The organism is Bacillus sp. AG4(2022) (genome assembly GCF_031844465.1).
Classification (GTDB): Bacteria; Bacillota; Bacilli; order Bacillales; family Cytobacillaceae; genus Bacillus_AB; species Bacillus_AB infantis.
Genome location: NZ_JAUZVH010000006.1, coordinates 286,050 through 306,611, shown reverse-complemented (window position 1 = coordinate 306,611; position 20,562 = coordinate 286,050). Strand labels below are relative to the sequence as shown.

The window sequence follows — 20,562 nt, the reverse complement described above, 5'->3', positions numbered from 1 at the left end:
AAGGGTGCCGGCATATTACTGAAGCTGCTGCAGTTTCCATTCCAGCAGATGCCGCAGGAAATCGGGAAAGAAATATTCCTTTTCGGCAGCCCTGCGGATTTCAGGGAAAAAGGGACCGAATGTAAACATGTCCGGGATGGCAAGGGAATAGCTTTTTTCATTGTCGAGCACCTGACCGCCAATCTGCATATTTCCCGAAGTATCCATTTCTGCACCGGTACTGATCATTCTTCCCATGAGGGTCCCGCGGAAACCAAGTCCCTTGACCTGTAACTGCTCCCACTCATCACTTTGTGCATGCCGGAGCACTTCCTTCAGCTCAGTCCCTGTCAGCACAACTTTGCTTGGATTGATCGGATGCGGACAGATTCTATGGAGGTCATACAGAGTTGCCTCATTCTTTTCCAGCCCCTCAAGGATCAAGCCTTCATTAAGAAGGGCTGCATCCGCCCCGCACTTCTCCTGGAGTGCTTTACACAAAAGAATGGCAAGCTGCTTTTTGCTCATGCCGCCGTTTGGCAGAGGTGCTGCCGGTACATCAAGGAGGCTTTTTCCCTTCCGATAAAGATTTTCAATGATATGCTCTTCATCATCAGCAGGTGGCAGCTCATTTGTATCATACAGCTGCGCCTTTTTGCCGATGACTGTTTTCGTTTCCGTGTCTATTTCGAGCATAACATGCCCGGCATAAAACCCGTGCTTGCCGGCGGCTGCCAGCAGGCAGCCTTCCGCCATTTTCCCTTCATGCAGAATATGATGGGTATGGCCGCCAAGAATCACATCGGCTTCCGGAAATTCCGCCGCCAGCCTTTCATCATCATGAATGCCCAGATGTGACAGGATGACGATAATATCGGCCTGTCCCCTTACCTCTGCAAGTACCTTTCGAAGCTCTTCAAAGGGGTCTGTCAGCTTCCAGCCGAGCAAATCATAGAAATGTTCATAGTTTGCTGTTGCACCGGCAGCAGCCACCTTAAGTCCGCTTACAGTCTCATAAATTGCATAAGGTTTAGCCCAGTCCGGCCGCCTTCCATCTTTGTAAAAAAGGTTGGCGGTGATAACATCAAAACCCGCTTTCTCATAGAGAGTGTCAAGAGAGTCAAAAGGAAGGGTAATTCCTTCATTATTGCCGATGGCAGCAGCAGTGCAGCCTGCCTGATTGAGCAGGTCTGTGTTGCACTTCCCCCCAGTAGCCTCTGTCAGCGGATGCCAGCGGTCCACATGGTCGCCGATATCGAAAAAGAAGACATCTTCTCCTGCCTCTTCATGCCATTTGCGTCTTTCTGTTAAAAGGCTGTGAATCCTCGGCCAGCGGCTAAAATGGCTGTGCAAATCATTTGTATGGTATATATGAATAACTTCTTTCAAAGATGAAACCTTCTTTCCTTTTCCCATCAGGCCAATGCAGGCCGAACATCACGGAGGTGCAAGCCTCGCCTCATTTTAGAACAAATCAAGCTGCCGGGGAGCCAGGCCTGTATACTCAATCCCCATCATATCGACCAGCTGGAGTGCATTGCCTGCCGCATCCCCGCCTGAATTATTATTAAAGACAGCATATACCTTCTTTGTGCTTTTTTCCAGTTCCCTGAGGGCCGGGGCCCAGCCGGAAAGCTCCTCCTCATTATAGCGGTAGAGATATCTCACTTCCCTCCAGTTCTCCGCATTCTTTTTCTGCCAGCCGTGCACATTCCTTCCATGGAAGCGGACCAGCACCTTTCCCGGATGGGTACTCTCCATGACTGTCGGGACAGACCCCTCGCCGGACTGTGGTTCATCGCAGATACTGTGAATCCATTCTTCCTGCTCCATGAACCTTAAGGTCTTGTCCTTCATTTCCGGATAGAACCAAGTCTGATTGCGGAATTCCAGGGCACAAGGGATATCATCCATCTGATCCTTGCACCAGCGCAGATAATCAACATTTTCCCTGCGGCAGTCAAACCATGGAGGAAATTGAAACAGCGCCATGCCGAGCTTATCCTTAGCGATATAAGGCTGCAAGGACTCCTTAAAAGCTGTAAACATCTCTTCCTTGCTGTCAAAGGGGATTTCTCCGCGCTGATGCCCAGTCATACCCTGATAGGCTTTAACGATGAATTCAAAGCCGTCGGGCGTTTCTTCCGTCCATTTATGTGCATTCCTCAGAGGCTGGACAGCATAAAAAGAAGCATCCACCTCTACAATGGGGAAATATGCTGCATATTCCTTCAGCTTATCACGCGGGGAAATGCCCTTCTTATAAAGACTGTCATGATCCCCCCAGCCTGTGATTCCAATATTAATCATGCTGCCGCCTCCTTTCTGTTCTCTATGTAACGTTCTATTTTCCCTCTTTCACGTCTGGAAAAACCACGAAGCACTCCTGCCTTCATTATACAAGAACAACCGCCAGGCCGCTTTTAAGGTGCCTTTAAAAGAGCAAAAAACCCATCCGGCAATAACCGGATGGGACCAAGCTTGATCAGCCGATGGAACCTTCCATCTCGAACTTGATCAGGCGGTTCATTTCAACTGCATATTCCATTGGAAGCTCTTTTGTAAATGGCTCGATGAAGCCCATTACGATCATTTCAGTTGCTTCTTCTTCGGAGATGCCGCGGCTCATCAGATAGAACAGCTGCTCTTCCGAAACCTTTGATACCTTCGCTTCGTGTTCAAGCGAGATGTTATCATTCAGGATTTCATTGTAAGGGATTGTATCAGAAGTAGACTGATTATCCATGATCAACGTATCGCACTCAATGTTTGCACGAGCGCCTTCCGCTTTGCGGCCGAAGTGCACGATCCCGCGGTATGTTACTTTACCGCCCTGCTTGGAGATTGATTTTGATACGATTGTAGAAGAAGTATTTGGAGCAAGGTGGATCATTTTTGCCCCGGCATCCTGGTGCTGGCCTTTCCCTGCAAGTGCAATGGAAAGGGTCATTCCGCGGGCGCCTTCTCCTTTAAGGATAACTGCCGGATATTTCATTGTCAGCTTGGAGCCGATATTTCCGTCAATCCATTCCATTGTAGCATTGGCTTCACATACAGCCCTTTTTGTTACAAGGTTGTATACGTTGTTTGCCCAGTTCTGGATTGTCGTATAGCGGCAGTACGCATCCTTTTTGATGATGATTTCTACAACGGCACTATGAAGAGAGTTCGTTGTGTAGACTGGAGCTGTACATCCTTCAACATAGTGGACATGGGCGCCTTCATCCACGATGATGAGCGTGCGCTCGAACTGCCCCATATTTTCTGAGTTGATGCGGAAGTAAGCCTGAAGCGGAGTGTCTACCTTTACGCCTTTTGGCACGTAGATGAAAGAACCGCCTGACCATACCGCAGAGTTCAGAGCCGCAAACTTATTGTCGGTCGGAGGGATTACCTTCGCCCAGTGCTCGCGGAAAAGATCTTCGTTTTCCCTCAAAGCAGAATCTGTATCCTTGAATACGATTCCTTTTGCTTCAAGGTCTTCCTGCATATTATGGTAAACAACCTCTGACTCGTACTGCGCAGAAACACCTGCAAGGTATTTTTGCTCTGCTTCCGGGATGCCAAGCTTGTCAAACGTCTGCTTGATCTCTTCAGGCACTTCGTCCCATGAGCGTTCTGTCTTTTCAGAAGGCTTTACATAATAAGTGATTTCATCAAAGTTTAATGACGCTAGATCTCCGCCCCATTGAGGCATTGGCATGTTGTAGAAATGTTCAAGAGATTTTAAACGGAAGTCAAGCATCCACTGAGGCTCTTCTTTCAGCTTTGAAATTTCCTCTACGATTTCCTTCGTCAAACCACGTTTTGAGCGGAAAATGGAAACGTCTTTATCGGCAAATCCGTATTTATAATCACCGATTTCAGGCATCTTTTTTGCCATCGTCGTTTTCCTCCATTCAGGGCAGACAGGGCCTTGGACCCTGTATTGCCGTTTATTGTTGTTCTTCTTCCTTCAGGCCCTTTTCCATGGCCTTCCATGAAAGAGTCGCACATTTGATGCGTGCCGGAAACTTTGAAACGCCCTGCAGTACTTCAATATCACCCAAATCCAAATCTTCATCATACTCTTTGCCCTGCATCATATCTGAAAAGATCTTTGAGAGCTTTAAGGCATCTTCCACTTTCTGGCCCTTGATTGCCTGGGTCATCATCGATGCCGAAGACATGGAGATGGAGCAGCCTTCACCGTCAAATCTGGCGTCCGCCACCTTCCCATCCTCAACCTTAAGCGTCAGCTGGATCCTGTCTCCGCAGGTTGGATTGTTCATATTGATCGTCAAGCTGTTATCTTCTTCAAGAACCCCTTTATTGCGGGGGTTTTTGTAATGATCCATAATGACTTGCCTGTACAGGGTATCTAAATTATTAAAAGACATCGCTGAAATACTCCTTTGTTTTAACAAGTCCTTCAACAAGCTTATCAATATCTTCTTCCGTGTTGTACAGGTAAAAACTGGCCCGTGCCGTTGCGGAAGCCTTCAGCCATTTCATCAGCGGCTGTGCACAGTGATGGCCTGCCCTTACCGCTATTCCTTCAGCATCAAGGACAGTCGCCACATCATGCGGATGGACATCATCAAGATTGAAGGTTACAAGTCCGGCTCTTTCGCCGGCATTCTTCGGTCCATAGATGGTCATGCCTTCAACTGATGACATTTTTTCCATTGCGTATGCGGCAAGCCTATGCTCATGTGCTTCAATGTTTTCAAGGCCGACTTCCTGTAGGAAATCGATTGCTGCACCAAGGCCGATGGCTCCTGCAATAATCGGGGTGCCGGCCTCGAACTTCCAGGGAAGCTCTTTCCAGGTAGAGTCATAGAGATCAACAAAATCGATCATCTCTCCTCCGAAAAGGACAGGCTCCATGTTTTCAAGAAGCTGCTTTTTGCCGTACAAGACGCCGATACCGGTAGGGCCGCACATCTTATGTCCTGAAAAAGCAAGGAAGTCGCAGTCAAGATCCTGGACATCCACCTTCATATGAGGTGCAGCCTGTGCGCCGTCCACTACCATGATCGCGCCATTCTCATGGGCAATCCTTGCGATGTCCTTGATCGGGTTCATAACGCCAAGGACATTGGACACCATCATAATGCTGACAATTTTCGTATTGCTTGTAACCGTCTTGCGGACATCCTCCAGTGAAATGGTGCCGTCCTCCTGAAGAGGGACATATTTCAGCACCGCTCCGGCTCTTTTGGCTGCCTGCTGCCACGGAATGATATTGCTGTGGTGCTCCATATAGGTAATGACAATTTCATCCCCTTCGGAGAGATTGTCTCCTCCATAGCTTGAAGCAACCATATTCAATGCGCTTGTTGTCCCGCTCGTGAAGATCACTTCCTCAATCGAACGGGCATTAATGAATTTCCTGGCCTTTTCCCTCGCACCTTCATACGCATCCGTCGCTTTTGTACCGAGGGTATGCACCCCGCGGTGAACATTGGAGTTATACCCGCGGTAATACTCGTTCAATGCCTCGATGACCTGTACGGGCTTCTGGGAAGTTGCGGCGCTGTCAAGGTAAACCAAAGGCCTTCCGTTGACTTCCTGGTTCAGAATAGGGAAATGTTCACGGATATTCTTGAAATCCATTACTTAACTTTCCTTTCAATCACATCAACAAGCTGCTTTTTGACTCCTTCGATCGGAAGCTCTTTCACGACCGGAGCAAGGAATCCGTGGATGACAAGGCGCTCTGCCTCTGTCTGCGGAATTCCCCGGCTCATCAGGTAGTACAGCTGGGTCGGATCCACACGGCCGACAGATGCTGCGTGGCCTGCCGTTACATCATCCTCATCGATGAGAAGGATCGGGTTTGCGTCTCCGCGTGCCTTTTCGCTCAGCATCAGAACGCGGGACTCCTGCTCTGCATTCGACTTCGTTGCACCGTGTTCGATTTTGCCGATGCCATTGAAGATAGAGGAGGCACTTTCTTTCATAACGCCATGCTTCAGGATATAGCCTTCTGTATTTTTACCGAAATGGACAACACTTGTCGTGAAGTTCTGCTTCTGCTCACCGCGTCCGACGACAACAGTCTTCGTATCACCGACAGAACCGTCGCCAATCAGGTTCGTTACGTTTTCGGAAATCGTGTTTCCATCATTCATGAGCCCGAGAGCCCATTCAATGCGGGAATCCCGTTCCGCCATGCCGCGGCGGTTAACATACGTAGTGATTCCTTTTGCAAGGTTATCAACTGTTCCGTACTGCACCCTGCTGTTAGTGCCTGCAAGCACTTCAGTGACGATATTGAAAACACCTTCTGCTGAATCGATCGTTGAAAGGTATGTTTCAACATAAGTAACACTGCTGTTATCTTCAGTTACGATCAGTACATGGTTGAAGACATTCGCTTCTTTGTCATCATGCAGATAGATCGCCTGGATCGGCTCAGACACCTCAACATTGCGCGGCACATATAAGAATGCCCCGCCGTTCAGGAGTGCTGCATGAAGTGCTGTCAGGCGGTGTTCATCCACCTTAACGCCATCCTTCATGAAATACTTCTGCAAAAGGTCGCCGTATTCGCGGGCAGCTGTGAAGATATCCGCAAAAATGACTCCCTGGTCCTGCAGTTCTTTCGAAAGGGAAAGATGTGTCGGACGGTTATTTCTCTGGATATAAAGGTTCTTGCTTTCTTTATCCAGGTCAATCAAAGATTTGGCTTCCTCCGGAAGGTTGTCAAGTGAGCCAAAATCTTCGCTTTCCACTATATGCTTTTCAAACTGTGTAAAGTTCCATTTATCGATCTTTGTTTTATCAGGCCGCGGCATTGGCAGCGTCTCAGCGTCAGCAAGAGCTTTCACACGCAGTTCTGTCAGCCAGGCCGGTTCACCCATTTCTTTTGAAAAAGAGCTGATATACTCTTTGTCAAACGGCAATTTCGTTTCAATAGTCATCGTGATCCCCCTAACGCTTACGCTTCTTGCCCTACAGTTTCGTCTTCAATGCCAAGTTCTTTCTTGATCCAGTCATAACCTTCAGCCTCAAGGCGCTGTGCCAGCTCAGGCCCGCCAGATTTAACGATGCGGCCCTGCATCATGACATGCACATGGTCAGGAGTGATGTAGTTAAGAAGGCGCTGATAGTGAGTGATGATCAGGCAGCCGAAGTCTTCTCCGCGCATTTCATTGATCCCTTTGGAAACAACCTTCAGGGCATCGATATCCAATCCGGAGTCGATCTCATCAAGAATGGCGATTTTAGGTTCGATCATCATCAGCTGAAGGATTTCGTTCCGCTTTTTCTCGCCTCCGGAGAAGCCTTCGTTCAGATAGCGCTGTGCCATATCCTGGTCCATTTCAAGGAAGTCCATCTTGCTGTCCATCTTGCGGATGAATTTCATCAATGAAATTTCATTGCCTTCTTCCATGCGGCTGTTGATTGCAGAACGCAGGAAGTCCGCATTTGTAACTCCGCTGATTTCACTTGGATACTGCATGGCAAGAAACAGGCCTGCACGCGCACGCTCATCCACTTCCATCTCAAGTACATCTTCGTTATCCAATTCAATGCTTCCTGAGGTTACCTCATATTTAGGATGTCCCATGATTGCAGAAGAAAGGGTTGATTTACCAGTTCCGTTAGGACCCATAATCGCATGGATTTCTCCGCCTTTCACTTCAAGGTTGACCCCTTTAAGAATTTCTTTGTCCTCAATAGAAACATGAAGATCATTAATTTTAAGTGTAGATCCAGCCATCATTATACCTCCGTCAATAAAAAAGATTTGTATATACCGGCAAGAGCCGCAAATCTCTATTCTCATTTTATTCTCATTACAATCTTATAACAAATAGAAAGTGTTAGCAACTCTTTAACAACACGCAGATAGTATTAATTATCTGGTAAGAACTTTTATTGGCTAAACCCTTTCCGCTTCCCTGGATCCAAAACTGGAAATCCAGGCATGTCCAAACTATTTTTCCCTGCAGAGCGGCTTTCAATGTACATGAATTCAGTTGCAGCCCCTTCAGTTTAACATAAGTATGGACCGGGCTCCTACTGTTCAGGAAAAAACGGGCTATATTGTTACTGCTTTATACTAAAAGAAAAACCAGTGCGGCATCACACTGGTTTCAACTGTTTTTCTTCCTTATTATATATAATTCTTAAGAATGTACTTTTCTTTCCAGATCCGCTACCATACGCTGGCTTTTCAGATAGTCCTGCTCGCGCCGTTTTTCTACGCTCATCCTTACATCATGTTTCCGGCTGTATACCTCATAGCCGACACCGTGGGCACTGTGCATCGCTTTTTCCATTTCACTTGTGTAATTCAAGTCCAGCTGACTGATAGTAAATCAATCCTTTCAATTTTGTCGCTTCCGCGATTTATTTTACTCATGGAATATCGTAACACTACTTCTATACCACGCTCAAACAGGAAAAAACCTCATTTTGTATAATTCATTAAGGTATCCCCTCTTGAAGGGACCTCATCTCCGCCATCCTTACAATTCCGGCTGAATTCTTCCAAATAAAGGTTGTCTCTCCCCCAAGAGTCCATAACGCATGCAAAAAAGGAAACAGCCCTGCTTCAGACAGGGCTGCTTTATCATATAGATTGGCTTTTACTGCTTCATCTGCCCCTGATTCAATTCATCCATTGCTTCCTGCACAAGGGTGACTGCCTGGCTCATCGCTGCGCCGCCGCCAAAAGCCGCTGTGACGCCGACTGCTTCGAGCACCTCTTCCTCACTAGCCCCCTGGTCAAGGCAGCCTTTCACATGATAAATAATGCAGTATTCATCCTGTGAATACAGGCTGATTCCAAGGGCAATCAGCTGCTTTTGCTTTTGGGAGAGGCTGCCTTCTTTAAAGCATGCCTCAGTGAATGCATTATAATGCTGGGCAAGGTCCGGCATTTTTTGTGTAAATGTGCCAAGGCCCATTTTATAGTCATGAAGAGCTGCTTCGATTGAATTTGACGGTTCGTATGAATGCTCCATTCGTGTCCACTCCATTCCTGAAATCTTTAACATCATTAGTATGTTTTATTTTCAGAAATGCTATGCGGGCTCGACATGGCTGTTTTTTGGCATAAGAAAAGGCAGCCTGCATTCTCAGCGGCTGCCTTTTTCTATTATTACTCAGATACAGGAACGACTGCACCTTCGTATTTTTCAAGGATGAAATCCTGGATTTCTTTAGAGTGGAGCACTTCGACAAGTGCCTTAACCGCTTCTTTATCTTCGTCGCCGCTCTTAACAGCGATGACGTTCACATATGGAGATTCCTTGTCTTCGATTGCAATTGAATCTTCAATTGGGTTTAAGCCTGCATCAATAGCATAGTTAGAGTTGATCAGAACTGCATCGCCTTCATCGTTGTTGTAGATCTGCGGAAGGAGGGAAGCTTCATATTCTGTATCAAACTCAAGGTTTTTCTCGTTCGTTTCAATATCGTCAATTGTTGCCTTGATTTTATCTACGCCTTCTTTAAGCGTGATAAGGCCTTCTTTTTCAAGCATAGTCAGGATACGGCCGTGATCAGCAACTGAATTGCTCATCAGGACTTTCGCACCGTCTGGAAGTTCATCAAGGCTCTTGTATTTCTTTGAATACACACCGATCGGCTCAATGTGGATTCCGCCTGCATTGACGAAATCATAGTCATTTTCTTCAATTTGCGCTTCAAGGTACGGGATATGCTGGAAATAGTTTGCATCAAGCTCTCCGGAATTCAATGCTTGGTTAGGCAGGATATAGTCCTGGAATGTTACGACTTCAAGTTCAATGCCCTTTTCTTCCAAAAGCGGCTTAGCTTCTTCAAGAATTTCAGCGTGCGGGACATTGGAAGCTCCCACAACCAGTTTGGATGTTTCTTCTTTCCCGCTGTCCGCATTTCCGCCGTCAGCATTATCTTCAGATGTTCCGCATGCTGAAATGACGAGCGCTACGGCAAGTGCCAATACAAGTGATAACCATTTTTTCATTAGTTAAGTCTCCTTTTATCGTTTGTCTAGTTTAGAAGTTATGATATCTCCAATTACTTGGAGGATAAACACAATCAGCAGGATGACGATGGTCGCCATCAAGGTTACATCAAAGCGGTTCCGCTGGAAGCCTTCCAGATAAGCAAGGTTCCCAAGTCCTCCTGCACCGATGACTCCTGCCATTGCGGTAAAGCCCACAAGCGAGATGGCTGTAACAGTAATGCCCGATACAAGAGCCGGCATGGATTCAGGGAGGAGCACCTTAAAGATGATTGTGCTCGTTCTTGCACCCATTGACTTGGCTGCTTCAATGACGCCTTTATCAATTTCCCGCAAAGCAATTTCAACCATACGGGCATAAAATGGTGCCGCACCGATGATCAGTGCAGGCAAGGCGGCATTTTCTCCGATCATGCTGCCCACAAGGAATTTCGTGAACGGGATCAGCAATACGATTAAAATGATGAACGGGATGGACCTGAATACATTGACAAACGCCGCTATAATTTTATTGATGAGTGCATTTTGCCAGATGTTCCCCCTGGAAGTAAGGAAAAGCAGCAGGCCGAGCACAATCCCCAATACGAATGTAACCAGTACAGAAATGCCAGTCATATAAAGCGTTTCATTCGTTGCTTCCCACATCTTATCCCAGTTAACATTTGGGAAAAATTCATTAAGCATTCGAAATCACCTCCACGCCAACCTGCTGTGCATGGATATATTCAATCGCTTTGGCAATTTCGTCAGCCTGCCCATCTAGATGGATGAACAATGTTCCATAAGAGCCGTTTTGAGTCTGCGAGATTTTCCCTTGAAGGATATTAACTGTCAACTCAAAGGAACGGATCAGATTCGTGATGAGCGGCTGTTCAGCCGATTCCCCGACGAAGGACAGCTGTACGACTTTTCCATGCGGATACAATCCAAGCAAGGCCTCTGCTGTCTCTTTTGTTTCCTCAGGTTCTGTGACCTGCTGGACGAATCTCTTTGTGATCTGCTCGCGCGGATTTTTAAACACTTCCAGGACAGGGCCGATTTCCACGGCCTTTCCGCCTTCCATGACAGCTACCCGATGGCAGATCTTCCTGATTACATGCATTTCATGGGTAATAAGTACAATGGTCAGTCCCAGGCGGCTGTTGATGTCCACTAGCAGATCCAGAATGGAATCCGTTGTCTGCGGGTCAAGCGCCGAGGTTGCCTCATCGCACAGAAGCACCTTCGGGTTATTCGCAAGCGCCCTGGCAATCCCGACGCGCTGCTTCTGCCCGCCGCTCAGCTGGGAAGGGTAAGCATCCTCACGGCCGTCAAGGCCGACAAGGTTGATGAGCTCATTGACTCTTTTTTCTCTTTCCTGGCGAGCAACCCCCGCAATTTCCAGCGGGAATGCAATATTGTCTCTTACGGTCCTTGACCAGAGAAGGTTAAAGTGCTGGAAAATCATGCTGATTTCCTGGCGCGCTTTGCGCAGCTCCGCACCCCTGATTTTTGAGATCTCCCTGCCGGCTACCGTAACCGTTCCCTCTGAGGGAAGCTCAAGCCCGTTCAGCATCCGTATCAAGGTGCTTTTCCCTGCACCGCTGTAGCCGATCACTCCGAAGATTTCACCTTCCTTGATTTCAAGGTTGACATCATCAACTGCTTTGACCGGGCCTTTTTTTGACGAATATATCTTTTTAACATCTTTTATTGAAATCAATTGCCGTATTCACCTCTTTTATATCCAATTAGACAAATGGCTTTACAGAGATATATCATCCTGCCAATCCCCATAAGAGTAGTTTCCTGAAACCAGGGCAAGATTATTCCATGGCTTCAAGACAGGAGACTTTTCTGTAAAAATAAAAATGCCTTTCTGCATGTGAGCAGAAAGGCATGATGGAAAAACCTTTCTCTCATCTGCCAAAGCTAAAAGCTTTGTGTGAATTGGCACCATTTCAATAAACATTGACGGTTGCCGGGCTTCATCGGGCACATCCCTCCACCTCTCTTGATAAGAGCTATCATATATGAAGTTCATTTTCATTCATTAGCCATTTTTGAATTACGAGTGCTATCGTATCATGGATGAAAAAGGGTGTCAACAACAAAGTTTAATTCTAAAAATTACCGGCTGAATCCTGAAGTTCACACCTTCCCTGCCAGTGAATGGCTTCCGGTTGCGGCTTCAATTGCCTGCTCCAGGTCCTCGATCAGATCTTCGGCATTTTCTATGCCAACAGAAATGCGGATTAGATCCTCCGGCACCCCTGCTGACTTCAGGCCTTCTGAATCAAGCTGCTGGTGAGTGGTGCTGGCAGGATGGATGATGAGGCTTTTGGCATCGCCGACATTGGCTACATGCGCCCACAGTTCCAGGCTGTTGATCAGCTTGGCACCGGCCTCCCTGCCTCCCTCAATTCCAAATACAGCCACAGCTCCGGCTCCTTTAGGCAAATACTTATCAGCAAGTGCCTTATCAGGATGGCCTTCATCCCCCGGATAAAGCACCCAGGTCACAGCAGGGTGATTCTTTAGATACTCTGTCACTTTCTTTGTATTGCTGATATGCTCCTTCATCCTCACATGCAGTGTTTCAAGACCGAGAGTGAACTGGAATGCGTTCTGCGGGCTGAGTGCCGGCCCCAGGTCCCTCAGCAGCTGGACTCTGGCTTTGACGATAAAAGCTGCCGCGCCGATTGCTTCACTGTACACCAGGTTATTGTAGCTTGGGTCCGGATTGGTGAAGCCAGGGAATTTGACTGAATTCCAGTCAAAACGACCTGCGTCTACTATGACGCCCCCCATTGTCGTCCCATTTCCCAGCAGCCATTTTGTCGCTGAATGGATCACGATGTCTGCCCCAAAATCAATCGGCCTGCAGAGATATGGAGTGGCAAAGGTATTATCAACTATCAGCGGAATACCTGCTTCATGGGCAATTTCCGCCACTTTCTCAATATCGAGGACCTTTAAGCTTGGATTGCCGATTGTTTCAGCGAATACAGCTTTTGTTTTTTCATTGATGGCCTCCCTGAAATTTTCCGGGTCCTCGGGATTGACCAGCTTTACATTGATCCCGTATTTAGGAAGAGTGACGGCAAATAAATTATATGTCCCTCCATAAAGATTTGAAGCTGCTACAATTTCATCTCCGGCCTGGGCAATGTTCAGGATGGCAAGAGTGATGGCAGCCTGGCCGCTTGCAACAGCAAGTGCCCCTACGCCGCCTTCAAGCAGTGAGACCCTTTCCTCAAATACAGTAACTGTCGGATTATGGATTCTTGTATAGATATAGCCCGGCTCCTTTAAGCCGAACAGATTGGCGGCGTGCTCTGTATTCTGGAACTGATAAGCATTATTCTGATAGATTGGCACTGCCCTTGCCCCTGTTGCAGGGTCAGGCTGCAGTCCTCCATGTACACCAAGTGTTTCAAATCGATAGTTCTTTTGCTTCTCTGCCATTGTTATCTCTCCTTCGGGTTATCAGATATTTTCATTATGCCGGATCACTGCTGGTAACAATAAAAGCCCCTCTGCAGAAGAGGGGCTTTTTCGCTCAACTTATCTGCCAGAGATCATGCTCTGCTGGAATTAGCACCGTTCTATTGCCGGTTGCCGGGTTTCATCGGGCCAGTCCCTCCACCTCTCTTGATAAGAAATATGAAATTTTTAGCGTGCTTGAAGTTAAAATGATAGTATCATAACCAGCAAAAAAGAGTCAACTGATTTTTTAGAAAGTTCAGTTTTATATTTCTATGAATGTTCGACAAATAGAAAGGCTTATGACAATTTCCCGAGAAATATCCGCTTATCATACAATCTTTGCTGTATTTGTTCTTCCAGAAGGCTCTGAAAGCCTTCTGAATACGACAAAAAAGTATGTAGAGCCTATTAAATATAAGACTGCAGTTATGGTGAAGACAATAGAATATCCCCAATAGTCTCCGTATTTGATGACAAGGCCTGTAGAGACAGGGCCCATCACTGCCCAGCCCAGATTGAACACCATCTGATTCACCGAGCTGGCCAGGCCTCTTTTGGAATCATCCACCTTCGACATCATCAAAGACATCTGGATCGGATTTCCCGCATTCATTAAAGCCTGCCTGAATAGAAAGCCAATGGCGGCCAGCCATAAATTCTCTGTGTAAGCAGTCAGTAGAAGGAAAGGCAGGGAGGAAAGCTGCAGGAAAACGACTGCCTTTACCTCCCCGATCCTCCTTACCACCTGGGGACCAATGATCATGGCCGCGGCCGTAGCTGCCTGACCGAGGGAAATAATCAGCCCGATTGCAGAATTCGACGCATGGAAACGGTCTGCAAAATATAGATTCAGGTAAGGTATGACAAGCCCTGCCCCAAATCCGATAAACAGCTGTGCTGCAGCGAACAGGATGATGATCTTGAAACCATCATCCTTCAGAGAAAACCGTGTGCTTCCTTTAGCTCCGCCGATTTGCGGGATTTTATCGCTTCGGTTTTCCTGAAAGCGGAGTATCGGAAATATTCCCGCCAGATAGATGGCTCCTCCCAGCAGTAAAGTAAACCGTATGCTCGCCAGCTCCGAGAAATAAAAAGCAAACAAGTCAGTCAGCAGTCCGCCGCTTAAATTGCCGATGACATTGGCTCCTGTCATAACAGCGAAATGGATGCTGAACAAATGAACCCTCTGCTCTGGCTTGGAATTCTCTGTCAGCCAGGGAATGGAGGATACCTGAATGAAGGCCGTCCCCAGCCCTGTGCCAAAGGCAAACACGATAAGCAGGCTCTGCATGTCAACCATGCTCCTGGCAAGCAGAATCACACCGGTTGCAGCAGCCCCGAACTGCATAGCCTTCTTCCGGCCGATCCTGTCGCTCATAATGCCTGCGGGGATCAGCACAAGGGCTGTCGCCAATGCAGTCATCGCTATGATCTGGCCATTCACCTGCTCTGAATAGCCAAGCTCCCGTATATAAAAATTATAAATGACCATAAAAATGCCCATTCCGATCTGCGTGAAAATATTGGCTGCAAAAGCCCGGCGTATATTACTGTTATATCCGCGGATCTGTTCAGCCCATTCCTGATAAAAAGCCATTTTATATGCCCCTCGCATTTATTTCGTTTCCCTAAATAATCATAATATCGTTTAGAGAAAAAATCCATCCTTTTCCTTTGAATCTTCTGGTTTTTCTGCTAAATAATCCGGAACATTTTATCCATTGACCATGATAATCCCTGGACACTGGCCGCGGACAGATGCGCAAACAGTAAAAAGCCTGTACCAGCCGGGTGTCCTACCCTCTAGTACAGGCTTTATTATTTACAGCAGATATTCTTTTGTTTTTTCCAGCAGGTATGGAACAGAGTGGAATGCGTATATTTTTTCTGCCAGCTGTCCCTCCCGGAAAAATAGCAGGCAGGGGACACTTTCTACTGACCACTTGCCGGCCAGGTCAGGAAAATAGTTCAAGTTTGCCTTTCTGCATTCAATTCCCGGGAGTACCTCAAGGGTCACTTCCAGCATCCGTCCAGCCATCTGGCATGTTCCGCACATCGGTGTGTAAAGATAGAGCATCCATGTCTCCCTGTCTTTTTCATACCGTTCCAAATCCCCAAGCATCAGTTCTTGCAACCCCATCATCCTCTATCTAAAAACTCAGCATAAACGTCTATATTGGCGCCAAGCAGAACCGTTGCAAGATGCTGCTCCGGTGCAGTGGCCACTTCCCGGTACATTTTATCAATATAAAGATGTGCTGCTTCCGGGAATTCCCGTTTGAACTGCTTTCTCAGCTTTTCGCCGGATTCATCTGCATCCACCAGAATATAAACATCACGGTCAAATAATTCGTCAATCAATTCATCCAGGCGGGTTATGCTGATTGTCCCGTTCGTACAAATGATTTCAACAGGCTCCTTAATAATATTCTTAACCTTGCGCTTATCAGAAGTGCCTTCGACAATAATTACCTTTTCTATGTTTTCTGCATGCATATTCATCACCTGACGGGAGTTGATATTTTTACTTTACCTTATTCTATGTTCGGCAAAATGGTGTTGAACTCCTGCCTTGCTTTCGGAAAACGGGCAGGCGGTCACTTGCTGAAAAACACCATCCCCGCATTCCGCCTGATCAAAATCCGCCCATAAAAGAGCCGGCAGATCCTTATTTACCCTTTTTTCTGCAAAAAAAACAGCGGCAATGCCCGCTGCTTTCTTTAGCACCAGCCGCCTTCATCGCAGTCCGTATAACGGGCTTCCGGCTGCTCTGTTGAAGTAATATGCTGGTAGATTTTCTGTTCATTCTGTTCAAAGTGATGATCAAGGGTAAATGAAGCACCTTCAGGCATCGGCGCTTCCCCGATCATCTCATTTCCAAGATAAAGCTCCAGCTTACCGTCCTTCAGCCTTCCTGTGACCCGATCGGTAATATCGATCTTTTGCTGTTTCAGTGTCATTAGAATCCCACCTTTTTTACTTTCTTACCAATAGAATGCCCTTCTAATGGAAAGAAACTATGGGAAATTAATTACATTGAGTGAAGTAAGAAAATAACGGAAAGAGAAAGCATAAAAAGCGCCTGCAGCAGGCGCTTATCTCTTTTAATCTTCGTTGGTCATCTCTTCATATTGTTCAGCAGTCATCAGCTTGTCCACTTCGCTGCTGTCTGCAGGCTCAACAACAACCATCCAGGCCTTTTCATAAGGAGATTCATTTACAAATTCAGGGCTGTCATTCAGCTCTTCGTTGATTTCAACCACCTTGCCGCTGATTGGAGCATATAATTCAGATACAGTCTTTACAGACTCAACGCTTCCAAAAGGCTCATTTACCGTGATGCTGTCCCCGACTTCAGGAAGCTCAACGAAAACGATGTCCCCGAGCTCTGATTGAGCAAAATCGGTAATGCCGACCCGTACTTTTTCTCCTTCAACTTTTACCCATTCATGTTCTTCTGAGTAACGCAATTCCTTAGGTATGCTGCTCACAATAATCCCTCCAAGATTCTAGTTCTTTACCGGGCTTAAGCCTTCGCTATAAAGGAAATAGCAGATGATGCCTTAAAGCCATGTTTTAGCAAAATCCTCTTCTTTGAAACCGACTGTCGCTTTTTGGCCGTCGAATGCCAAAGGCCGCTTTATCAGCATTCCGTCAGATGCAAGCAAGTCCAGCAGCTCTGTGTCGGACATGGTTTTCACCTTGTCCTTCAAACCTAGCTCCCTGTACTTCTGGCCGCTCGTATTAAAGAATTTTTTAATATCGAGGCCGCTTTTTCTATAAGCATCTTCAAGCTCAGTGCGTGAAGGAGGATTTTCGACAATATGTACTTCATGGTAAGGAACGCCGTTTTCTTCAAGCCATTTTTTGGCCTTGCGGCATGTCCCGCATTTCGGATACCAGTAAAAATTCAGCAGCAAATTCTGCACCACCCAATCGTTTCTATCCAAACTCACAGGCTGATCACCCATTTAATTGCATACTATCATATTTTCGGCAAAATTCATAACCTTGAGTTTTAAAAATTTCGTCAGATTGAAGTGTCCAAAAACAGCAATTGCCCCTCCGGATAGAGGAGCAATGCGTATTTGCATTTTCAGTTAAGGATAACTCCTATTTATTTCTGATTACAGTACATAACGCTCAGCGTCGATCAGCTTCTCTGAAGCCTCGCGCTTTTTGGCGATCAGATTGATCGGTGTGTGGCGGGTAAATTTACGGAGAGCGGAAAGCATCATGCGCAGTGCGTCCCCATCCTCTGCAGCAACCAAAGTCTCTTTCGCATCCTGTTCGATCTTATTGAATGCCTCCTGGCAGAAAATCTGTGTGTAGAGAAGCTTTTGCTTGCTCTTTTCAGCGCCGTCCTTGCTGATAGCCTTTTCTGTACGGAGAACCGCTGATTCCATTGCATAGGCATTGGAAACGATGTCTGCAATATTGACCAGGATTTCCTGCTCTTTTTCAATCGCTTTGCCAAACTTCTGTGCTGCAAGCCCTGCTGCAAGCAAGCCGATTTTCTTGGCATTCTTCACCAAATATTTTTCCTGTGCCAAAGGCTCATCTCCAGGCTCCTCAGGCATCAGCATCATCAGCTCTTCCTGGAGCGCCTGAGCTTTCTGGAATAATGGCAGCTCTCCTTTGAAAGCCTTGCGCAGGTAAGTGCCAGGCACAAGAAGGCGGTTGATTTCGTTTGTACCTTCAAAAATCCTGTTGATGCGGGAATCGCGGTAGATCCTTTCAATTTCATATTCAGCCATGAAACCATAGCCGCCATGCAGCTGCACGCCTTCATCGGCAATATAGTCAAGGACTTCTGTGGCAAAAAACTTGTTCAGGGAGCATTCGATTGCGTACTCTGCAATCGAGTTGGCAACTTCCTTGCCGTTCTTTACTTCTTCCTCTGTAAGCCTGCTCATCCGGTCCTCGAACAAACCGACTGTACGGTAGACAGAGCTCTCAGCCGCATACAGCTTTGCAGCCATATTGGCAAGCTTCTCTTTCGTAAGGTTGAATTGGGAAATCGGCGTTTTGAACTGCTGGCGCTGATTTGTATATTGTACAGTAACCTCGTACGCGCGCTTGGAAGCTCCTACTGCTCCTACTCCAAGCTTGTAGCGGCCGATATTCAGGATATTGAAAGCGATGATATGCCCCTTGCCAAGTTCACCCAGCAGATTTTCCTTCGGCACTTGTGCATCTTCCAGGATCAGCGTCCTTGTGGAAGAGCTCTTGATGCCCATTTTCTTTTCCTCAGGGCCCGTGGAAACGCCAGGGTACTCCCTCTCAACGATGAAGGCGGAGAAATGCTCTCCGTCCACTTTCGCATAGACGACAAACACATCGGCAAAGCCGGCATTGGTAATCCATTGCTTCTCACCGTTCAGGACATAGTGAGTGCCTTCAGCATTTAATTTTGCAGTTGTTTTTGCCCCGAGTGCATCGGAACCTGAACCCGGCTCAGTGAGTGCATAGGCAGCGATCTTTTCGCCTGTCGCCAAAAGAGGCAGATATTTTTGCTTTTGTTCTTCATCTCCGAACAGCACGATTGGAAGCGACCCGATTCCCACATGGGCACCATGGGTGATTGAGAATCCGCCTGCACGGGACATTTTTTCAGCGATAAGAGCTGAGCTTACCTTATCAAGGCCAAGCCCGCCGTACTCTTCCGGCACATCTGCACCAAGGAGCCCAAGGTCCCCTGCCTGCTTCAGCAGCTTAACAGAGCGGTCGAACTCATGGTTCTCCAGGTGTTCAACCTGCGGGACCACTTCATTTACCACATAATCTTCAGTTGTCTTGGCAATCATTTTCTGTTCATCAGTATAATCCTCCGGTGTAAACACACGGTCATAAGATACATCTTCAATCAGGAAGCTTCCGCCTTTGATTACGTTTTCTGTCTGGTTAGACATCTTTATTCCTCCATTCAATTGAAGGAGCGCTGGCTCCGGTTTTTTATTGAATACCATATTTTTTACTATAATTGCTGTCTTTTAGATAAGCTCGAATACGCCCGCTGCACCCATGCCGCCGCCGATGCACATTGTGACAACCCCGAACTGCTGATTGCGGCGCTTCATTTCGTGCAGAAGCGTTAGCGTCAATTTTGCACCTGTACAGCCAAGCGGGTGACCAAGTGCAATTGCTCCGCCGTTTACATTCACCTTATCCTCATCAAGGCCAAGCTCCCTGATAATCTGGATGGATTGAGATGCAAATGCCTCATTCAGTTCGAACAGGCCGATATCAGACAGCTCCAGGCCGGCAAGCTTCAGTGCTTTAGGAATGGCCACAATCGGCCCGATTCCCATTACTTCTGGAGGCACACCGCCAACGGCAAAGCTTCTGAACTTGGCCATCGGCTTCAGGCTGAGGGAATCTGCTTTCTCGCGGTCCATCACCATGACCGCGGCAGCGCCGTCGCTTGTCTGTGATGAGTTTCCTGCTGTAACTGAACCTGTGACAGAAAAAGCTGGACGGAGCTTGCCGAGCGTATCGACCGTTGAATCAGGGCGCACTCCCTCATCTGTAGTGAATTGAACGTTTTTCTCAACAAGCTTATTGTCCTTTCCGACTGAACGGAAGGTCACATCCACCGGCACAATTTCATCCTGGAACTTGCCTTCCTGGATCGCTTTTGCCGCTCGCTGATGGCTCCGGACCGCGAAAGCATCCTGGTCTTCACGGCTGATGCCGTATTTTTTGGCCACTTCTTCTGCCGTATGCCCCATGCCCATATAATATTCAGGTGCACTTTCCGCGAGCTTTGCATTCGGACGGACCACATGGCCCATCATCGGCACAAGGCTCATTGATTCAGCCCCGCCTGCGATGACAGTGTCCGCACTGCCTACCATGATTTTTTCTGCAGCATAAGCAATGGTCTGCAGGCCGGAAGAACAATAACGGTTTACTGTTACTGCCGGCACTGTATGTGGCAGCCCGGCAAGCGCCCCGATATTGCGGGCCATATTCAGCCCCTGCTCAGCCTCCGGCATGGCACAGCCGATAATCAAGTCATCAATGTTGCCTTCATAGCCTCCGGCACGCCTTAAGGTTTCTTTTACAGCCAGTGCCCCCAAATCATCTGGACGGACATGGGCGAGCGTTCCTTTTTTCGCTTTGCCGACGGGCGTCCTGGCACCAGCAACAATAACTGCTTCTCTCAT

At 47.3% G+C, this 20,562-nt stretch carries 21 protein-coding genes and 2 riboswitches; all 21 genes read right to left on the bottom strand.

The features are described from left to right. Positions 1–15: 15 nt before the first annotated feature. The 21 genes from Q9R36_RS17760 to Q9R36_RS17660 all read right to left on the bottom strand — a co-directional run bounded on the left by Q9R36_RS17760 (position 16) and on the right by Q9R36_RS17660 (position 20,562). Entirely contained in the window at positions 16–1,368 is a 1,353-nt protein-coding gene (locus tag Q9R36_RS17760) for a bifunctional metallophosphatase/5'-nucleotidase (RefSeq protein ID WP_311225641.1), read from the bottom strand. A gap of 75 nt (positions 1,369–1,443) precedes the next feature. Beyond that, the gene (locus Q9R36_RS17755; protein ID WP_311225640.1) at positions 1,444–2,289 is read right to left on the bottom strand and encodes a DUF72 domain-containing protein; all 846 of its coding nucleotides are present in this window, start codon (positions 2,287–2,289) and stop codon (positions 1,444–1,446) included. Between the two features lie 175 nt (positions 2,290–2,464). After that, positions 2,465–3,862: a Fe-S cluster assembly protein SufB gene (gene sufB / locus Q9R36_RS17750; RefSeq protein ID WP_009791475.1), complete on the bottom strand. Its 1,398-nt coding sequence runs from the start codon at positions 3,860–3,862 to the stop codon at positions 2,465–2,467. Positions 3,863–3,914: 52 nt separating this feature from the next. Further along, positions 3,915–4,358, bottom strand: coding sequence for a Fe-S cluster assembly sulfur transfer protein SufU (gene sufU, locus Q9R36_RS17745; RefSeq protein WP_311225639.1), 444 nt, complete (start codon positions 4,356–4,358; stop codon positions 3,915–3,917). Beyond that, entirely contained in the window at positions 4,348–5,577 is a 1,230-nt protein-coding gene (locus Q9R36_RS17740) for a cysteine desulfurase (RefSeq protein ID WP_009791477.1), read from the bottom strand. Before Q9R36_RS17740 ends, sufU begins: the two co-directional genes overlap by 11 nt. Further along, positions 5,577–6,887 carry a Fe-S cluster assembly protein SufD gene (gene sufD / locus Q9R36_RS17735; protein WP_311225638.1) on the bottom strand — a complete coding sequence of 437 codons (1,311 nt, stop codon included), beginning with the start codon at positions 6,885–6,887 and terminating at the stop codon, positions 5,577–5,579. Before sufD ends, Q9R36_RS17740 begins: the two co-directional genes overlap by 1 nt. 17 nt (positions 6,888–6,904) lie before the next feature. Beyond that, on the bottom strand, positions 6,905–7,690 hold the full coding sequence (gene sufC / locus Q9R36_RS17730; protein WP_009791479.1) for a Fe-S cluster assembly ATPase SufC: 786 nt from the start codon (positions 7,688–7,690) through the stop codon (positions 6,905–6,907). Between the two features lie 409 nt (positions 7,691–8,099). Beyond that, entirely contained in the window at positions 8,100–8,252 is a 153-nt protein-coding gene (locus tag Q9R36_RS17725; protein WP_009791480.1) for a YuzK family famiily protein, read from the bottom strand. A 309-nt stretch (positions 8,253–8,561) separates the two neighbouring features. Then, complete coding sequence (locus tag Q9R36_RS17720) at positions 8,562–8,939, bottom strand: carboxymuconolactone decarboxylase family protein (RefSeq protein WP_022544352.1); 378 nt, start codon at positions 8,937–8,939, stop codon at positions 8,562–8,564. 137 nt (positions 8,940–9,076) lie between these two features. Then, entirely contained in the window at positions 9,077–9,925 is an 849-nt protein-coding gene (locus tag Q9R36_RS17715) for a MetQ/NlpA family ABC transporter substrate-binding protein (RefSeq protein WP_009791483.1), read from the bottom strand. A gap of 15 nt (positions 9,926–9,940) precedes the next feature. After that, complete coding sequence (locus tag Q9R36_RS17710; RefSeq protein WP_009791484.1) at positions 9,941–10,609, bottom strand: methionine ABC transporter permease; 669 nt, start codon at positions 10,607–10,609, stop codon at positions 9,941–9,943. After that, entirely contained in the window at positions 10,602–11,627 is a 1,026-nt protein-coding gene (locus tag Q9R36_RS17705) for a methionine ABC transporter ATP-binding protein (RefSeq protein ID WP_009791485.1), read from the bottom strand. The genes Q9R36_RS17710 and Q9R36_RS17705 overlap by 8 nt, the downstream gene beginning before the upstream one ends. Before the next feature lie 193 nt (positions 11,628–11,820). Continuing rightward, positions 11,821–11,928, bottom strand: a riboswitch (SAM riboswitch). Between the two features lie 127 nt (positions 11,929–12,055). Then, positions 12,056–13,372: an O-acetylhomoserine aminocarboxypropyltransferase/cysteine synthase family protein gene (locus Q9R36_RS17700; RefSeq protein WP_094769831.1), complete on the bottom strand. Its 1,317-nt coding sequence runs from the start codon at positions 13,370–13,372 to the stop codon at positions 12,056–12,058. A gap of 96 nt (positions 13,373–13,468) precedes the next feature. Continuing rightward, positions 13,469–13,568: riboswitch (SAM riboswitch) on the bottom strand. Positions 13,569–13,721: 153 nt separating this feature from the next. After that, positions 13,722–14,990, bottom strand: coding sequence for an MFS transporter (locus tag Q9R36_RS17695; RefSeq protein ID WP_094769830.1), 1,269 nt, complete (start codon positions 14,988–14,990; stop codon positions 13,722–13,724). A 225-nt stretch (positions 14,991–15,215) separates the two neighbouring features. After that, positions 15,216–15,533, bottom strand: coding sequence for a thioredoxin family protein (locus Q9R36_RS17690; RefSeq protein ID WP_371931670.1), 318 nt, complete (start codon positions 15,531–15,533; stop codon positions 15,216–15,218). Then, a complete protein-coding gene (locus Q9R36_RS17685) occupies positions 15,533–15,889 on the bottom strand; it encodes a toprim domain-containing protein (protein WP_022544356.1) in 357 nt (118 codons plus the stop codon). Before Q9R36_RS17685 ends, Q9R36_RS17690 begins: the two co-directional genes overlap by 1 nt. Positions 15,890–16,113: 224 nt before the next feature. Further along, complete coding sequence (locus Q9R36_RS17680; RefSeq protein WP_009791492.1) at positions 16,114–16,353, bottom strand: YusG family protein; 240 nt, start codon at positions 16,351–16,353, stop codon at positions 16,114–16,116. A gap of 144 nt (positions 16,354–16,497) precedes the next feature. After that, positions 16,498–16,884 carry a glycine cleavage system protein GcvH gene (gene gcvH, locus Q9R36_RS17675; RefSeq protein WP_009791493.1) on the bottom strand — a complete coding sequence of 129 codons (387 nt, stop codon included), beginning with the start codon at positions 16,882–16,884 and terminating at the stop codon, positions 16,498–16,500. Positions 16,885–16,956: 72 nt separating this feature from the next. Beyond that, positions 16,957–17,313, bottom strand: coding sequence for an arsenate reductase family protein (locus tag Q9R36_RS17670; protein ID WP_009791494.1), 357 nt, complete (start codon positions 17,311–17,313; stop codon positions 16,957–16,959). Between the two features lie 207 nt (positions 17,314–17,520). Then, a complete protein-coding gene (locus Q9R36_RS17665) occupies positions 17,521–19,305 on the bottom strand; it encodes an acyl-CoA dehydrogenase family protein (protein WP_009791496.1) in 1,785 nt (594 codons plus the stop codon). Between the two features lie 81 nt (positions 19,306–19,386). After that, positions 19,387–20,562, bottom strand: a complete 1,176-nt coding sequence (locus tag Q9R36_RS17660; RefSeq protein WP_009791497.1) for an acetyl-CoA C-acetyltransferase — start codon at positions 20,560–20,562, stop codon at positions 19,387–19,389.

Bases quoted from the DNA above. Each gene is read 5' to 3' on its own strand.
- Q9R36_RS17755 (WP_311225640.1), bottom strand. From the start codon at position 2,289: ATGATTAATATTGGAATCACAGGCTGGGGGGATCATGACAGTCTTTAT.
- sufB (WP_009791475.1), bottom strand. From the start codon at position 3,862: ATGGCAAAAAAGATGCCTGAAATCGGTGATTATAAATACGGATTTGCC.
- sufU (WP_311225639.1), bottom strand. From the start codon at position 4,358: ATGTCTTTTAATAATTTAGATACCCTGTACAGGCAAGTCATTATGGAT.
- Q9R36_RS17740 (WP_009791477.1), bottom strand. From the start codon at position 5,577: ATGGATTTCAAGAATATCCGTGAACATTTCCCTATTCTGAACCAGGAA.
- sufD (WP_311225638.1), bottom strand. From the start codon at position 6,887: ATGACTATTGAAACGAAATTGCCGTTTGACAAAGAGTATATCAGCTCT.
- sufC (WP_009791479.1), bottom strand. From the start codon at position 7,690: ATGGCTGGATCTACACTTAAAATTAATGATCTTCATGTTTCTATTGAG.
- Q9R36_RS17725 (WP_009791480.1), bottom strand. From the start codon at position 8,252: ATGGAAAAAGCGATGCACAGTGCCCACGGTGTCGGCTATGAGGTATAC.
- Q9R36_RS17720 (WP_022544352.1), bottom strand. From the start codon at position 8,939: ATGGAGCATTCATACGAACCGTCAAATTCAATCGAAGCAGCTCTTCAT.
- Q9R36_RS17715 (WP_009791483.1), bottom strand. From the start codon at position 9,925: ATGAAAAAATGGTTATCACTTGTATTGGCACTTGCCGTAGCGCTCGTC.
- Q9R36_RS17710 (WP_009791484.1), bottom strand. From the start codon at position 10,609: ATGCTTAATGAATTTTTCCCAAATGTTAACTGGGATAAGATGTGGGAA.
- Q9R36_RS17700 (WP_094769831.1), bottom strand. From the start codon at position 13,372: ATGGCAGAGAAGCAAAAGAACTATCGATTTGAAACACTTGGTGTACAT.
- Q9R36_RS17695 (WP_094769830.1), bottom strand. From the start codon at position 14,990: ATGGCTTTTTATCAGGAATGGGCTGAACAGATCCGCGGATATAACAGT.
- Q9R36_RS17690 (WP_371931670.1), bottom strand. From the start codon at position 15,533: ATGGGGTTGCAAGAACTGATGCTTGGGGATTTGGAACGGTATGAAAAA.
- Q9R36_RS17685 (WP_022544356.1), bottom strand. From the start codon at position 15,889: ATGCATGCAGAAAACATAGAAAAGGTAATTATTGTCGAAGGCACTTCT.
- Q9R36_RS17680 (WP_009791492.1), bottom strand. From the start codon at position 16,353: ATGACACTGAAACAGCAAAAGATCGATATTACCGATCGGGTCACAGGA.
- Q9R36_RS17665 (WP_009791496.1), bottom strand. From the start codon at position 19,305: ATGTCTAACCAGACAGAAAACGTAATCAAAGGCGGAAGCTTCCTGATT.
- Q9R36_RS17660 (WP_009791497.1), bottom strand. From the start codon at position 20,562: ATGAGAGAAGCAGTTATTGTTGCTGGTGCCAGGACGCCCGTCGGCAAA.